Source organism: Metapseudomonas boanensis, from assembly GCF_042232855.1.
GTDB classification, from domain to species: Bacteria; Pseudomonadota; Gammaproteobacteria; order Pseudomonadales; family Pseudomonadaceae; genus Metapseudomonas; species Metapseudomonas boanensis.
Window position 1 is genome coordinate 4,201,396 of sequence record NZ_CP113889.1, and the last position, 14,896, is coordinate 4,216,291.

At 59.8% G+C, this 14,896-nt stretch carries 11 protein-coding genes and 1 pseudogene; 11 read left to right on the forward strand and 1 reads right to left on the reverse strand.

The window, feature by feature from the left end:
• Positions 1 to 737: 737 nt before the first annotated feature.
• Together OXH74_RS19670 and OXH74_RS19675 are read left to right on the forward strand one after the other, a co-directional pair.
• Positions 738 to 986: pseudogene (locus OXH74_RS19670) on the forward strand (YkgJ family cysteine cluster protein); the annotation flags it as partial.
• Positions 987 to 1,041: 55 nt separating this feature from the next.
• Positions 1,042 to 1,650 carry an START domain-containing protein gene (locus OXH74_RS19675; RefSeq protein WP_375738462.1) on the forward strand — a complete coding sequence of 203 codons (609 nt, stop codon included), beginning with the start codon at positions 1,042 to 1,044 and terminating at the stop codon, positions 1,648 to 1,650.
• Positions 1,651 to 1,704: 54 nt separating this feature from the next.
• On the opposite strand, the gene gltA is transcribed toward OXH74_RS19675, so the two are convergent.
• Positions 1,705 to 2,991, reverse strand: a complete 1,287-nt coding sequence (gene gltA, locus OXH74_RS19680; protein WP_215370361.1) for a citrate synthase — start codon at positions 2,989 to 2,991, stop codon at positions 1,705 to 1,707.
• Between the two features lie 360 nt (positions 2,992 to 3,351).
• Here gltA and sdhC point away from each other — a divergent pair, with 360 nt between their 5' ends.
• The 9 genes from sdhC (at position 3,352) to sucD (ending at position 14,693) form a co-directional block, all read left to right on the forward strand.
• Positions 3,352 to 3,726: a succinate dehydrogenase, cytochrome b556 subunit gene (gene sdhC / locus OXH74_RS19685; RefSeq protein WP_215370365.1), complete on the forward strand. Its 375-nt coding sequence runs from the start codon at positions 3,352 to 3,354 to the stop codon at positions 3,724 to 3,726.
• Entirely contained in the window at positions 3,720 to 4,088 is a 369-nt protein-coding gene (sdhD, locus tag OXH74_RS19690; protein WP_215370368.1) for a succinate dehydrogenase, hydrophobic membrane anchor protein, read from the forward strand. The genes sdhC and sdhD overlap by 7 nt, the downstream gene beginning before the upstream one ends.
• Before the next feature lie 3 nt (positions 4,089 to 4,091).
• A complete protein-coding gene (gene sdhA / locus OXH74_RS19695) occupies positions 4,092 to 5,864 on the forward strand; it encodes a succinate dehydrogenase flavoprotein subunit (protein WP_215370371.1) in 1,773 nt (590 codons plus the stop codon).
• A gap of 26 nt (positions 5,865 to 5,890) precedes the next feature.
• A complete protein-coding gene (locus tag OXH74_RS19700) occupies positions 5,891 to 6,598 on the forward strand; it encodes a succinate dehydrogenase iron-sulfur subunit (protein WP_215370801.1) in 708 nt (235 codons plus the stop codon).
• A 247-nt stretch (positions 6,599 to 6,845) separates the two neighbouring features.
• Positions 6,846 to 9,677, forward strand: coding sequence for a 2-oxoglutarate dehydrogenase E1 component (locus OXH74_RS19705; protein WP_375738463.1), 2,832 nt, complete (start codon positions 6,846 to 6,848; stop codon positions 9,675 to 9,677).
• 43 nt (positions 9,678 to 9,720) lie between these two features.
• Complete coding sequence (gene odhB / locus OXH74_RS19710) at positions 9,721 to 10,944, forward strand: 2-oxoglutarate dehydrogenase complex dihydrolipoyllysine-residue succinyltransferase (RefSeq protein ID WP_375738464.1); 1,224 nt, start codon at positions 9,721 to 9,723, stop codon at positions 10,942 to 10,944.
• A gap of 68 nt (positions 10,945 to 11,012) precedes the next feature.
• Positions 11,013 to 12,449, forward strand: a complete 1,437-nt coding sequence (gene lpdA / locus OXH74_RS19715) for a dihydrolipoyl dehydrogenase (protein ID WP_375738465.1) — start codon at positions 11,013 to 11,015, stop codon at positions 12,447 to 12,449.
• A 190-nt stretch (positions 12,450 to 12,639) separates the two neighbouring features.
• Complete coding sequence (sucC, locus tag OXH74_RS19720; protein ID WP_375738466.1) at positions 12,640 to 13,806, forward strand: ADP-forming succinate--CoA ligase subunit beta; 1,167 nt, start codon at positions 12,640 to 12,642, stop codon at positions 13,804 to 13,806.
• Positions 13,806 to 14,693 (forward strand): succinate--CoA ligase subunit alpha, encoded by an 888-nt coding sequence (sucD, locus tag OXH74_RS19725; RefSeq protein WP_215370388.1) that lies wholly within the window; start codon positions 13,806 to 13,808, stop codon positions 14,691 to 14,693. Before sucC ends, sucD begins: the two co-directional genes overlap by 1 nt.
• Positions 14,694 to 14,896 lie beyond the last annotated feature (203 nt).

Below are 14,896 nucleotides of genomic sequence, written 5' to 3' on the forward strand. Positions count from 1 at the left end.
CTGTGGTGCTCGAGTTGGTCGTGCCTCCGGCCTTTGTTGTTCCCCGGGACTTCGTTTTCGGTCGATATCGACTCCGCTGGCTTGGGCAGGGCTTCTTTATCCAGGCTCAAAGGTCGTCAGGCGGTCCATTATGGGAAGTGCGAGGCGGGTTCGTTGGTTCCGGAGTTGGCCGGACCAGTGAGCGCGAGGGGTATTGGCAAACGCGGTTGGCCGAGCAGCGGGACCTATCATGCTTCGAGCAGAGCCTGGAAAGCTTCGAGCGCCAAGGGGACAGGTTGATCCTGCGCGGTCATCTGCGTTGTGGCAATGATCAGCTGAGCTCCTACAGCGTGACATTTTCGGATGATCATGAACGTGGGGTGAGGCTGGCGGTTGAGTTGGCGGATACGAGATTCAATCGCCTCTATCTTGGCTGGAGGCGGGGCGGTGGCGAACGGCTATCTGGTCCATCCGGGGCGACACTCCCTGATCGTCGCATCGCGTTTGCCGGACCGGGAGCGAGCCGCGGGAATGTAAATTGCCTGGTGTCGGCATTGCGGAGCTTCTGCACCGAATCCGGCGCCCTCCAGTGGGTTGATCTTCGGGGAAGGGAGGAGGTCCAGCTCGAGGTCCATGCGCGTCACTTGGTGGCGTATCTGTCCGGCGGAGACTCTAGTGCGGCTATGCCAATCCGTCAGGCACCCAAGTAAAATGAGCGCCACTTCAAGCCCCGCTATGGTTTCCGAGGTCCTGACACTATGCAATGCCGTGCTGGATGCGGCGCCTGCTGCATCGCCCCATCAATCAGTTCGCCGATACCTGGTATGCCGGAAGGCAAGCCCGCGGGAGAGCGTTGTCTCCATCTTTCCATGGATAACCTTTGTCAGCTCTTCGGTGATCCGCGTCGTCCAGCAGTGTGCTCGGCCTTCGAGGCTGATCCCGAGGTCTGCGGTCAAAGCCGGGAGGAGGCCCTCCGGCTGCTCGGCTGGCTTGAGTCTGCGACGTCGGTGATACAGCCTATCGGGCAGTCTGTGGCTGTTCCTAACGGATCATGGGGGAAACATGGGGATTTTGAATAGGGCAACCGTGCTTTGCTTGCTTGGATTGCTTGCGGCTGGGGCTGCTGAAGCCGAGGATTGGAAGCTGGTCAAGGATGAGGATGGTATCAAGGTCTATCTCAGCGAAGTACCCGGCTCTCGGTACAAGGCTTATCGTGGGGTAGCGGTCATGAAAACCGATATTGCGAGGTTGCGCCAGCTCCAGGAGGATGTGGTTGGCTCGTGTGCCTGGATTCATGAATGCCAAGAGCAGAGGCTATTGAAGAGTGACGGCGCTCAAAGCTGGACTTATACCCGTTTCAATACGCCGTGGCCGGTCACGCCGCGGGACTCGGTCCTGCATGTCACCTCGCAGCTGGGAGCGGATGGTAGTGTGACGCGGTTGTTGGAGGCTGCGCCGGATTATCTTCCGAAGTCCAAGGGCTTCGTGAGAGTTAATCGCGTTGACGGCTTATGGAGGCTGGTGCCGAAAGGAGTGGGGGAGGTCGAGGTCACCTATCAGGCACATACCGAGCCGGGAGGTAGCGTGCCTTCCTGGCTGGCCAATAGCTTCGTTGTCGATGCGCCGTTCAACACTCTGAAGGCGATGCGTGAGCGTGCTGAGCAGCATTGATGTGTGAAAAGTAAAAAAGGCTGCCATTGGCAGCCTTTTTTCGTTCCGATTGCGTTATCTGCGAGCGTCCAGTTGCACGAAATCGCGCTGTTCGTATCCGGTGTACAGCTGGCGCGGGCGGCCGATCTTGTACGGGCTGGAGAGCATTTCCTTCCAGTGGGAGATCCAGCCGACAGTGCGTGCCAGGGCGAAGATCACGGTGAACATGCTGGTTGGGATGCCAATGGCCTTCAGGATGATGCCCGAGTAGAAGTCCACGTTCGGGTAGAGGTTGCGCTCCTTGAAGTAAGGATCGTTACGTGCAATCTCTTCCAGCTTCATTGCCAGTTCCAGCTGTGGATCGTTGATGCCGAGTTCAGCAAGAACTTCGTCGCAGGTCTGCTTCATGACCTTGGCGCGGGGGTCAAAGTTCTTGTAGACGCGGTGGCCGAAGCCCATCAGCTTGAACGGGTCATTCTTGTCCTTGGCCTTCGCCACGAACTTCTCGATATTGGAGACGTCACCGATCTCGTCCAGCATGGTCAGCACGGCTTCGTTGGCACCACCGTGAGCCGGACCCCAGAGCGCAGCGATGCCGGCGGCGATACAGGCGAAGGGGTTGGCGCCAGAGGAGCCGGCCAGTCGTACGGTGGAGGTGGATGCGTTCTGCTCATGGTCGGCGTGCAGGATGAAGATACGATCCATTGCGCGAGCCAGCACTGGGCTGATCGGTTTGATCTCGGCCGGGGTGTTGAACATCATGTGCAGGAAGTTTTCTGCGTAATTCAGGTCGTTACGCGGATACATCATCGGCTGGCCCATGGAGTACTTGTAGGCCATGGCGGCGATGGTCGGCATCTTGGCGACCAGGCGCATCGCCGATACTTCGCGGTGCTGCGGATTATTGATGTCCAGGGAGTCGTGGTAGAAGGCGGAGAGCGCGCCTACTACACCGCACATGATCGCCATGGGGTGGGCGTCACGACGGAAGCCGTTGAAGAAGCTCTTCAGCTGCTCGTGAACCATGGTGTGGTTCTTGATGGTGCCTACGAACTGGGCCTTCTGGTCTGCGTTCGGCAGTTCGCCGTTCAGCAGCAGGTAGCAGGTCTCCAGGTAGTCGGACTTCTCCGCGAGCTGCTCGATCGGGTAACCGCGGTGGAGCAATACGCCCTTGTCGCCGTCGATGTAGGTGATTTTCGACTCGCAAGAGGCGGTCGACATAAAGCCAGGATCAAAGGTGAAGCAGCCCGTGGCGGTAAGGCCCCGCACATCGACTACATCGGGACCCACGGTACCGGACAGAACGGGCAGCTCGACGGGGGCTGCGCCCTCGATGATCAACTGCGCTTTTTTGTCAGCCATAGCGGCCTCCTAGTTATGCTTGAAATCATCAGACAGCCCCCCACGCAGGGCCCGGAACACTATAGAGAGATAAATTTGAATGTCAATTTGAAGAAACCCATACAGCAGAGGGGTTTGCGCGGGTTTTTTGTGGAAAAAAGCGGGCTATTTACGCCTTTTGCATAGGCAGCGCAATCCGCTTTTAGGGGCAGGACTTCGCATTGTCATTAGTCTGCTAACTGTCTATACTCAGCGCCCGATCGCCAGGGGCCTTGCGCCCATATTCTGGAGGTCGGCACTCCCTTTGGTGAGGGGTACCTGATCAGTGCACTTCCCGACAACTTGCCCTGTTTGTTAGGGGCCTCAGTGTGAAAAAAAGCCGTGAATAGCCAACGACCTGTAAACCTAGATCTCAGGACCATCAAACTCCCCATCACTGCTTACACGTCCATCCTGCATCGTATTTCTGGCGTCATTCTCTTTGTCGGCATTGCCGTGCTGCTTTATGCGCTCGACAAATCGCTGGGCTCTGAGGAAGGCTTCGAGCAGGTGAAAGCGTGTTTGACCAGCGCGCTGGCCAAGTTTGTGATTTGGGGCCTCCTATCCGCACTTCTTTATCACCTGGTCGCCGGCGTGCGCCACCTGGTAATGGATGCGGGCGTCGGCGAGACGCTCGAGGGCGGCAAGCTGGGCTCGAAAATCGTCATCGCCGTTTCCGCGGTGCTGATCGTGCTGCTGGGGGTGTGGGTATGGTAACCAATGTCACGAACTTCTCGCGTTCTGGCCTCTATGATTGGATGGCTCAGCGCGTTTCCGCTGTCGTTCTCGCGGCTTTCTTTCTCTTCTTGCTGGGCTATCTGGTATTCAATCCAGGTCTGACCTATGCCGAATGGCATGGCCTGTTCTCCCACACTTGGATGCGTATCTTCAGTCTGCTGGCCCTTGTTGCCCTCAGCGTTCACGCGTGGGTCGGCATGTGGACCATCTCCACTGACTACCTGACGCCCATGGCGCTAGGTAAGGCGGCGACTGTAGTGCGTTTCCTCTTCCAGGCGGTATGCGGCATGGCAATGTTCGCGTTCTTCGTCTGGGGTGTGCAGATTCTCTGGGGTGTCTGATCCATGGCTAGCATTCGTACTCTCTCTTTTGACGCCATCATCGTAGGTGGTGGTGGTGCCGGCATGCGCGCGGCACTGCAACTGGCGCAGGGCGGCCACAAGACTGCTGTGGTCACCAAGGTTTTCCCAACCCGTTCCCACACTGTTTCCGCCCAGGGTGGGATCACTTGTGCCATTGCTTCGGCCGACCCGAATGATGATTGGCGCTGGCATATGTACGACACCGTCAAGGGCTCCGACTACATCGGTGACCAGGATGCCATCGAATATATGTGCTCCGTTGGCCCTGAGGCCGTGTTCGAGCTGGAACACATGGGTCTGCCTTTCTCCCGCACAGAACAGGGTCGTATCTACCAGCGTCCATTCGGCGGTCAGTCCAAGGACTTTGGCAAGGGTGGTCAGGCCGCCCGTACCTGTGCTGCGGCCGACCGTACCGGTCACGCCCTGCTGCATACGCTGTATCAGGCCAACCTGAAGAGCGGCACTTCGTTCCTCAACGAGTGGTATGCCGTTGATCTGGTGAAAAACCAGGATGGCGCCATCGTGGGCATCATCGCGATCTGCCTTGAGACCGGTGAAACCGTCTACATCCGCTCCAAAGCCGTGGTCTTGGCTACTGGTGGCGCTGGCCGCATTTATGCGTCCACCACCAACGCCCTGATCAACACTGGTGATGGCGTGGGCATGGCCCTGCGTGCCGGTGTTCCGGTGCAGGACATCGAAATGTGGCAGTTCCACCCCACTGGCATCGCCGGTGCTGGCGTGCTGGTGACCGAAGGCTGCCGTGGCGAGGGTGGCTACCTGATCAACAAGCATGGTGAGCGCTTCATGGAGCGTTATGCTCCGAACGCCAAGGACCTGGCTGGTCGTGACGTTGTCGCGCGCTCCATGGTCAAGGAAGTCATCGCTGGCAACGGCTGTGGCCCGGATGGTGATCACGTGCTGCTGAAGCTGGATCACTTGGGTGAGGATGTGCTGCACAGCCGTCTGCCGGGCATCTGCGAACTGTCCAAGACCTTCGCGCACGTCGACCCTGTTGTTGCGCCGATCCCGGTTATCCCGACCTGCCACTACATGATGGGCGGCGTTGCCACCAACATTCATGGTCAGGCCATCACCCAGGATGCCAACGGCAACGACAAGATCGTTGAAGGCCTGTTTGCTGTGGGTGAAGTGGCTTGCGTTTCGGTCCATGGCGCCAACCGCCTGGGCGGCAACTCGCTGCTCGACCTGGTGGTATTTGGCCGCGCTGCAGGCCTGCACTTGGAGAAAGCCCTCAAGGAAGGTATCGAGCACCGCGGTGCCAGCGAAACCGACCTGGAGCTGTCGCTCAAGCGCCTTTCCGGTGTGAACGAGCGCACCAGTGGCGAAGACGTCGCGCCGCTGCGTAAAGAGCTGCAAAACTGCATGCAGAACTACTTCGGTGTGTTCCGCACCGGCGAATACATGCAGAAGGGCATTGCCCAGCTGGCCGAGCTGCGCGAGCGAATCGCCAAGGTGAAGATCGCCGACAAGAGCCAGGCTTTCAACACCGCGCGCATCGAGGCGCTGGAACTGCAAAACCTGCTCGAAGTGGCCGAGGCTACCGCCGTCGCCGCCGAGGTCCGCAAAGAGTCCCGCGGTGCTCACGCCCGCGAAGACTTCGAAGATCGCGACGACGAGAACTGGCTGTGCCACACCCTGTACTTCCCGGGTGAGAAGCGCGTTACCAAACGCTCCGTCAACTTCACGCCGAAGACCGTTCCGGCGTTCGAACCCAAAGTACGTACTTATTAAGGGTGGCCGATATGTCGCAAGCCAACATTCTCACTGTAAGCGTTTATCGCTACAACCCTGATCAGGACGCTGCGCCGTTCATGCAGGACTTCCAGGTCGATACCGCCGGCAAGGACATCATGGTCCTCGACGTGCTAGCGCTGATCAAAGAGCAGGACGAGGGCTTCTCCTACCGTCGCTCCTGCCGTGAAGGTGTCTGCGGTTCCGATGGTATGAACATCAACGGCAAGAACGGTCTCGCCTGCATCACCCCGCTGACTGCTGCCGGGCTGCGTGGCGGCAAGCTGGTGATCCGCCCGCTGCCGGGGCTGCCGGTCATTCGTGACCTGGTGGTCGATATGAGCATCTTCTACAAGCAGTACGAGAAGGTGAAGCCTTTCCTGCAGAACGACACGCCCGCTCCGGCGATCGAGCGTCTGCAGTCGCCGGAACAACGAGAGAAGCTGGATGGTCTGTACGAGTGCATCCTGTGCGCTTGCTGCTCGACTTCCTGCCCGTCGTTCTGGTGGAACCCGGACAAGTTCCTCGGTCCAGCTGCACTGCTGCAAGCCTACCGTTTCCTGGCTGACAGCCGTGACACCAAGACTGAAGAGCGTCTGGCTGCGCTGGACGATCCGTTCAGTGTGTTCCGCTGCCGCGGCATCATGAACTGCGTCAACGTCTGCCCCAAGGGTCTGAACCCGACCAAGGCAATCGGTCACGTACGTAACATGCTGCTGCAGAGCGGTACCTGATCGACTGTTATACCCGTAAGACCTGCGATACCGGTTTGTTGCCGGTATCGCAGTAAAACCAGGAGCGCAGCTCACAAAGCCGTGCTCCTTATTTGAAAAATATATAGATGACCAGCAGGGGCAACCGGGCTGGTGCCCGGACTATCTGCGGGATCCTCGGTGGCTTTACCGAAGTCGCTATGCCAGGACTTCAAAGCCCGATGCGGTTTCCACGCCGGTGGTGTCCCCTTATCGAGGGTGACCAAGCATGCAAGAAAGCGAAATGCAGCGCATGTGGAACAGCGCCCACCTATCCGGTGGTAACGCTGCCTATGTGGAAGAGCTCTATGAGCTCTACCTGCACGATCCCAACGCTGTGCCAGAAGAGTGGCGCACTTACTTCCAGAAGTTGCCGGCTGACGGCAGCCTCGCCACTGATGTCTCGCATTCTACTGTACGCGATCATTTCGTCCTGCTCGCCAAGAACCAGCGCCGTGCTCAGCCGGTCTCCGCTGGTACTGTGAGCAGCGAGCATGAGAAGAAGCAGGTCGAAGTCCTTCGCCTGATCCAGGCATTCCGCATGCGGGGCCATCAGGCTTCTGCACTCGATCCGCTTGGTCTCTGGAAACGCCCGGCGCCTGCCGACCTTTCCATTCGTCACTACGGCCTGACCGATGCTGACCTCGACACCACCTTCCGCACCGGTGAGCTCTACATCGGCAAGGAGGAGGCGACCCTACGCGAGATTCAGCAAACGCTCAATGATACATATTGCCGCACCATCGGCGCCGAGTTCACCCACATCGTCGATTCCGAGCAGCGCAAGTGGTTCCAGCAGCGCTTGGAAAGCGTGCGTGGGCGTCCGATGTTTTCGGCAGAAGTACAGGGGCACCTGCTGGAACGTCTGACTGCTGCCGAGGGCCTCGAGAAGTATCTGGGTACCAAGTACCCGGGCACCAAGCGTTTCGGCCTCGAGGGTGGTGAGAGCCTGATCCCGCTGCTGGATGAGATCATCCAGCGCTCCGGCTCCTACGGCCTGCAGGAAATCGTCATCGGTATGGCCCACCGAGGTCGTCTGAATGTCCTGGTCAATACCTTCGGCAAGAACCCGCGCGACCTATTCGACGAGTTCGAAGGCAAGAAGACCGAGGGCCTGAGCTCCGGTGACGTGAAGTACCACCAGGGTTTTTCTTCCAACGTCATGACTCCGGGTGGCGAAGTGCACTTGGCGCTGGCGTTCAACCCGTCCCACCTGGAAATCGTCTCTCCGGTAGTGGAAGGCTCCGTACGTGCCCGTCAGGATCGCCGCCAGGACAAGACTGGCGACAAGGTGCTGCCGATCTCCATCCATGGCGACGCGGCCTTTGCCGGCCAAGGCGTGGTCATGGAAACCTTCCAGATGTCGCAGACCCGGGGTTACAAGACGGGCGGCACCATCCACATCGTCATCAACAACCAGGTAGGCTTCACCACCAGCCGTCCAGAGGATTCGCGTTCCACTGAGTACTGCACCGACGTGGCGAAGATGATCCAGGCGCCGATCCTGCACGTGAACGGCGATGATCCGGAAGCGGTCCTGTTCGTGACCCAGCTGGCCGTCGACTATCGCATGCAGTTCAAGCGTGACGTGGTCATCGACTTGGTTTGCTACCGTCGTCGCGGCCACAACGAGGCCGATGAGCCGAGTGGTACTCAGCCATTGATGTATCAGCAAATCTCCAAGCAGCGCACGACCCGTGAGCTCTACGCTGATGCGCTGACCCAGTCGAACGTCCTCGACACGGCTGCTGTGCAGGCCAAGATCGATGAATATCGTGCTGCCCTGGATAACGGTCAGCATGTCGTCAAGAGCCTGGTCAAGGAGCCCAACAAGGAGCTGTTCGTCGATTGGCGCCCCTACCTCGGCCATGCCTGGACCGCCCGTCACGACACCAGCTTCGATCTCAAGACCCTGCAGGATCTCTCTGCCAAGCTGCTGGAAATGCCGGAAGGCTTCGTGGTCCAGCGCCAGGTTGCGAAGATCCTCGAAGACCGCCAGAAGATGGGCGCGGGCGCGATGCCGATCAACTGGGGCTATGCCGAGACAATGGCCTACGCCACCTTGTTGTTCGAGGGCCATCCGGTTCGCATCACCGGCCAGGACGTTGGTCGCGGCACCTTCTCGCACCGCCATGCTGCGTTGCACAACCAGAAGGAGGCCGGTACCTACCTGCCGTTACAGCACCTGTACGACGCCCAGCCGAAGTTTGATCTTTACGACTCCTACCTTTCGGAAGAGGCCGTACTGGCGTTCGAATACGGTTATTCGACCACCATGCCTAATGCACTGGTGATCTGGGAAGCCCAGTTCGGTGATTTCGCCAACGGTGCCCAGGTGGTGATCGACCAGTTCATCACCAGCGGCGAGCACAAGTGGGGGCGTCTCTGCGGCCTGACCATGCTGCTGCCGCACGGCTACGAAGGGCAGGGCCCGGAGCACTCCTCTGCGCGCCTGGAGCGCTACCTGCAACTGTGCGCCGAACACAACATCCAGGTGTGTGTTCCGACGACTCCGGCCCAGGTCTACCACATGCTGCGCCGCCAGGTGATCCGCCCGTTGCGCAAGCCGCTGGTGGCCCTGACGCCCAAGTCGCTGCTGCGCCACAAACTGGCGATCTCCACGCTGGAGGATCTGGCAGAAGGCTCGTTCCAGACCGTCATTGACGAGATCGACCCGATTGAGCCGAAGAAGGTCGAGCGCGTCGTCCTGTGCAGCGGCAAGGTCTACTACGACCTGCTGGAGAAGCGCCGTGCCGAAGGTCGCGAAGACATCGCCATCGTTCGGATCGAACAGCTTTATCCGTTCCCTGAGGACGACCTGGCCGAGGTACTTGCCCAGTACAAGAACCTCAAGCACATCGTGTGGTGCCAGGAAGAGCCGATGAACCAGGGCGCCTGGTACTGCAGTCAGCATCACATGCGTCGCGTCGCCAGCGCCCACAAGAAAGGCCTGTTCCTCGAGTACGCCGGCCGTGAAGGTTCGGCAGCTCCGGCCTGCGGTTACGCCTCGATGCACGCCGAGCAGCAGGAAAAACTGCTGCAGGATGCCTTTACTGTTTAACGCTTCGCGCAGAAGAAACCGAATCAGATAGGAAACTCACAGAATGGCTATCGAGATCAAAGCCCCAACCTTCCCGGAATCGGTCGCTGACGGCACCGTTGCCACCTGGCACAAGAAGCCGGGCGATGCGGTCAAGCGCGACGAACTGATCGTCGACATCGAAACCGACAAAGTCGTGATGGAAGTGTTGGCCGAGGCCGACGGCGTGCTGACCGAAATCGTCAAGAACGAGGGTGACACTGTCCTCAGTGGCGAACTGCTCGGCAAACTGAACGCTGGTGGCGCCGCTGCTGCAGCACCTGCCGCTGCAGCCCAGGCAGCCGCGCCTGCTGCTCCGACCGTCGCTCCCGTAGCCGCCGATGATGCGATCCTTTCGCCAGCCGCGCGCAAGCTCGCCGAAGAGAATGGAATCGACCCGAACAGCATCGCTGGCACCGGCAAGGGTGGTCGTGTGACCAAGGAAGACGTCGTCGCCGCCGTTGAAGCCAAGAAATCCGCCCCGGCTGCGCCGGCTGCCAAGCCGGCCGCTCCGGCCAGCGAAGCCCCGATCTTTGCAGCAGGTGACCGCGTTGAGAAGCGCGTGCCAATGACCCGCCTGCGTGCCAAGGTCGCCGAACGTCTGGTTGAAGCACAGTCCACCATGGCCATGCTGACGACCTACAACGAAGTCAACATGAAGCCGGTCATGGACCTGCGCGCCAAGTACAAGGATCTGTTCGAGAAGAAGCACAACGGCGTTCGCCTTGGCTTCATGTCCTTCTTCGTGAAGGCCGCCACCGAGGCGCTGAAGCGCTTCCCGGGTGTCAATGCTTCCATCGACGGCAACGACATTGTTTACCACGGCTACCAAGACATCGGTGTTGCGGTATCCAGCGACCGTGGCTTGGTGGTACCGGTGCTGCGCAACGCCGAGTTCATGAGCCTGGCCGAGATCGAAGGCGGTATCGCCGATTTCGGCAAGAAGGCCAAGGCCGGAAAGCTGACCATCGAAGAGATGACGGGTGGCACCTTCACAATCTCCAACGGTGGGGTGTTCGGTTCGCTGCTCTCCAGCCCGATCGTCAATCCTCCGCAAACTGCGATCCTTGGCATGCACAAGATCCAGGAGCGCCCGATGGCTGTGAATGGCCAGGTCGTGATCCTGCCGATGATGTACCTTGCGCTGTCCTACGATCACCGCCTGATCGATGGCAAGGAAGCTGTAAGCTTCCTGGTTACCATCAAGGACCTGCTGGAAGACCCGGCTCGTCTGCTGCTCGACATCTGATCGGCAGTCTCTCCAACGGCGGCCCCCCATACAGGGGCCGTCCGGTTTCATACGAGAAGGAATGAGTTATGACCCAGAAATTCGACGTGGTAGTGATTGGTGCGGGCCCAGGTGGCTACGTGGCAGCCATCAAGGCGGCTCAGCTCGGTCTCAAGACCGCCTGCATCGAGAAGTACCAGGACAAGGATGGCAAGACCGCGCTGGGCGGCACCTGCCTGAACGTCGGCTGCATTCCGTCGAAGGCGCTGCTGGACAGCTCCTACAAGTATCACGAGGCCCATGAAGGCTTCAAAGTCCACGGAATCGAAACCAAGGGCGTCACCATCGACGTACCGGCGATGATCGGTCGCAAGAACACTATCGTCAAAAACCTGACTGGTGGCGTGGCCACCCTGTTCAAGGCCAACGGCGTGACCCTGCTGGAAGGCCACGGCAAGCTGCTGGCCAACAAGCAGGTGGAAGTGACCGGTTCCGATGGCAAGGTGCAGATCGTCGAAGCCGAGAACGTGATCCTCGCCTCCGGCTCCAAGCCGGTCGACATTCCGCCGGCCCCGGTAGATCAGGACGTGATCGTCGACTCCACCGGTGCCCTGGAATTCCAGTCCGTACCGAAGAAGCTGGGCGTTATCGGCGCTGGTGTAATCGGCCTTGAGCTGGGCTCGGTATGGGCGCGTCTGGGCGCTGAAGTGACCGTCATCGAAGCCTTGGACAAGTTTCTCCCGGCTGCCGACGATCAGATCGCCAAGGAAGCCCTGAAGATCCTCACCAAGCAGGGTCTGCAGATTCGTCTGGGTGCTCGCGTGACCGGCTCAGAAGTCAAGAAGAAGCAGGTTACCGTTAACTTCACTGACGCCCAAGGCGAGCAGAAGCTGACTTTCGACAAGCTGATCGTTGCTGTCGGCCGTCGCCCGGTGACCACCGACCTCCTGGCTGCAGACAGCGGCGTAACCATGGACGAGCGTGGCTTCATCTACGTCGACGACTTCTGCGCGACCAGCGCTCCGGGCGTTTACGCCATCGGTGACGTCGTTCGTGGCGCGATGCTGGCCCACAAGGCGTCGGAAGAGGGCATCATGGTCGCCGAGCGTATCGCTGGCCACAAAGCCCAGATGAACTACGACCTGATCCCATCTGTCATCTACACCCACCCGGAAATCGCATGGGTCGGCAAGACGGAGCAGGCGCTGAAGGCCGAAGGCGTTGAAGTCAACGTCGGCACCTTCCCGTTCGCAGCCAGCGGCCGCGCCATGGCGGCCAACGATACCGCCGGTCTGGTCAAGGTCATCGCCGACGCCAAGACCGACCGCGTCCTGGGCGTTCATGTGATTGGCCCGAGCGCTGCTGAGCTGGTCCAGCAAGGGGCCATCGGTATGGAGTTCGGCACCAGTGCCGAAGACCTCGGCATGATGGTCTTCTCCCACCCGACGCTCTCCGAAGCTCTGCACGAAGCGGCGCTTGCTGTTAACGGCCACGCGATTCACATCGCCAACCGCAAGAAGCGCTAAGCAGTATCCCCCAGCGTCGGCCGCGCGCGTGTCTTCGCTGGGATGAGGAACCACGGTGGGCTGCCCGTCGTGAGCTTTCGGGCTCGCCGCGGAAAGCCCGCCGGATTGCCTTCACTGGCAGTCACAGGTGGCGCGGCACCACGAATGCAGCGCCGAATGCGCAATACCTAAACGAAGACGGTAGACAAGCATGAATCTCCACGAGTATCAGGGTAAGCAGCTGTTCGCTGAATACGGCCTGCCCGTATCCAAGGGCTTTGCCGTAGACACCCCGGAAGAAGCCGCAGAAGCCTGCGATAAAATCGGTGGCAGCGAATGGGTTGTGAAGGCCCAGGTCCACGCAGGCGGCCGCGGTAAAGCGGGCGGCGTGAAGCTGGTCAAGAGCAAGGAAGATGCCAAGGCCTTCGCAGCCAACTGGCTGGGCAAGCGCCTGGTGACCTATCAGACTGACGCCAATGGTCAGCCGGTCAGCAAAATCCTGGTCGAATCCTGCACCGACATCGCCAAGGAACTGTACCTGGGCGCCGTGGTAGATCGTTCCAGCCGCCGTATCGTGTTCATGGCCTCCACTGAGGGTGGCGTGGACATCGAGAAAGTTGCCCACGAGACTCCCGAGAAGATCCTCAAGGCCACCATTGACCCGCTGGTCGGCGCTCAGCCCTACCAGGGCCGCGAGCTGGCATTCCAGCTGGGCCTGGAAGGTGACCAGGTCAAGCAGTTCACCCACATCTTCGTTGGCCTGGCCAAGCTGTTCCAGGACTATGACCTGGCCCTGCTGGAAGTGAACCCGCTGGTGATCAAGGCCGACGGCAACCTGCACTGCCTGGACGCCAAGATCAACATCGACAGCAACGCCATGTACCGTCAGCCCAAGCTGCGTGCCATGCACGACCCGTCCCAGGACGACGCTCGTGAAGCCCATGCGCAGAAGTGGGAACTGAACTACGTAGCGCTGGAAGGTAACATCGGTTGCATGGTCAACGGTGCTGGCCTGGCCATGGGTACCATGGACATCGTCAACCTCCACGGTGGCAAGCCGGCCAACTTCCTCGACGTTGGCGGCGGTGCAACCAAGGAGCGCGTAACCGAAGCGTTCAAGATCATCCTCTCCGACAGCAACGTGAAAGCCGTTCTGGTGAACATCTTCGGCGGCATCGTTCGCTGCGACATGATCGCCGAAGGCATCATCGGTGCCGTGAAGGAAGTTGGCGTCAAGGTTCCGGTCGTCGTCCGTCTGGAAGGCAACAACGCTGAACTCGGCGCCAAAGTGCTGGCCGAGAGCGGTCTGAACATCATCGCGGCGACCAGCCTGACCGACGCTGCACAGCAGGTCGTCAAGGCCGCGGAGGGCAAGTAATGAGCGTCCTGATCAATAAAGACACCAAAGTCATCTGCCAAGGCTTCACCGGTAGCCAGGGTACTTTCCACTCCGAACAAGCCATCGCCTACGGCACCAAGATGGTCGGCGGTGTGACTCCCGGCAAGGGCGGTACCACCCACCTGGGCCTACCGGTGTTCAACACCGTCAAGGAAGCCGTTGAAGCCACCGGTGCAGACGCTTCGGTGATCTACGTTCCGGCTCCGTTCTGCAAGGACTCCATCCTTGAAGCGGCCAACGGCGGCATCAAGCTGATCGTCTGCATCACCGAAGGCATTCCGACCATTGACATGCTGGAAGCCAAGGTCAAGTGCGACGAGCTGGGCGTACGCCTGATCGGTCCAAACTGCCCGGGCGTGATCACTCCCGGCGAGTGCAAGATCGGCATCATGCCGGGTCACATCCACCTGCCGGGCAAGGTAGGCATCGTGTCGCGTTCCGGCACCCTGACCTACGAAGCCGTGAAGCAGACCACCGATGCCGGCTTCGGCCAGTCCACCTGCGTGGGCATCGGCGGTGACCCGATCCCAGGCTCCAACTTCATCGATATCCTGAAGCTGTTCCAGGAAGATCCGAAGACCGAAGCGATCGTCATGATCGGTGAGATCGGTGGTTCCGCCGAGGAAGAGGCTGCTGCGTTTATCAAGGCGAACGTGACCAAGCCGGTGGTGTCCTACATCGCCGGTGTGACTGCCCCTCCGGGCAAGCGCATGGGTCACGCCGGCGCCATCATCTCCGGTGGCAAAGGCACTGCGGACGAGAAGTTCGCTGCGCTGCAGGACGCTGGTGTGAAAACCGTGCGTTCCCTGGCCGACATCGGCAAGGCCCTGGCCGAGCTGACTGGCTGGGAAGTCAAGAACGCCTAAGGCATTCTGACTCAAGCAAAGGCCACCCCTTGTGGTGGCCTTTGCTTTTCTGGTGCAACCATTCGTTGTGCAAGGGAAACCGTTTGTCAGCTGAGCGACAGAAAAGGTTGCTATGCCGACAACCTGATCCACGTCAGGTGCAACTCGAAGTAAAATCATCAACCTTGCAATTCCCTTGCTCGCCACGCTCCAAAAGAGCGCAG

Coding starts and splice junctions, on each gene's coding strand:
- sdhD (WP_215370368.1), top strand. CDS start 3,720: ATGGTAACCAATGTCACGAACTTCTCGCGTTCTGGCCTCTATGATTGG.
- OXH74_RS19675 (WP_375738462.1), top strand. CDS start 1,042: ATGGGGATTTTGAATAGGGCAACCGTGCTTTGCTTGCTTGGATTGCTT.
- sdhA (WP_215370371.1), top strand. CDS start 4,092: ATGGCTAGCATTCGTACTCTCTCTTTTGACGCCATCATCGTAGGTGGT.
- sucC (WP_375738466.1), top strand. CDS start 12,640: ATGAATCTCCACGAGTATCAGGGTAAGCAGCTGTTCGCTGAATACGGC.
- OXH74_RS19705 (WP_375738463.1), top strand. CDS start 6,846: ATGCAAGAAAGCGAAATGCAGCGCATGTGGAACAGCGCCCACCTATCC.
- odhB (WP_375738464.1), top strand. CDS start 9,721: ATGGCTATCGAGATCAAAGCCCCAACCTTCCCGGAATCGGTCGCTGAC.
- gltA (WP_215370361.1), bottom strand. CDS start 2,991: ATGGCTGACAAAAAAGCGCAGTTGATCATCGAGGGCGCAGCCCCCGTC.
- sucD (WP_215370388.1), top strand. CDS start 13,806: ATGAGCGTCCTGATCAATAAAGACACCAAAGTCATCTGCCAAGGCTTC.
- lpdA (WP_375738465.1), top strand. CDS start 11,013: ATGACCCAGAAATTCGACGTGGTAGTGATTGGTGCGGGCCCAGGTGGC.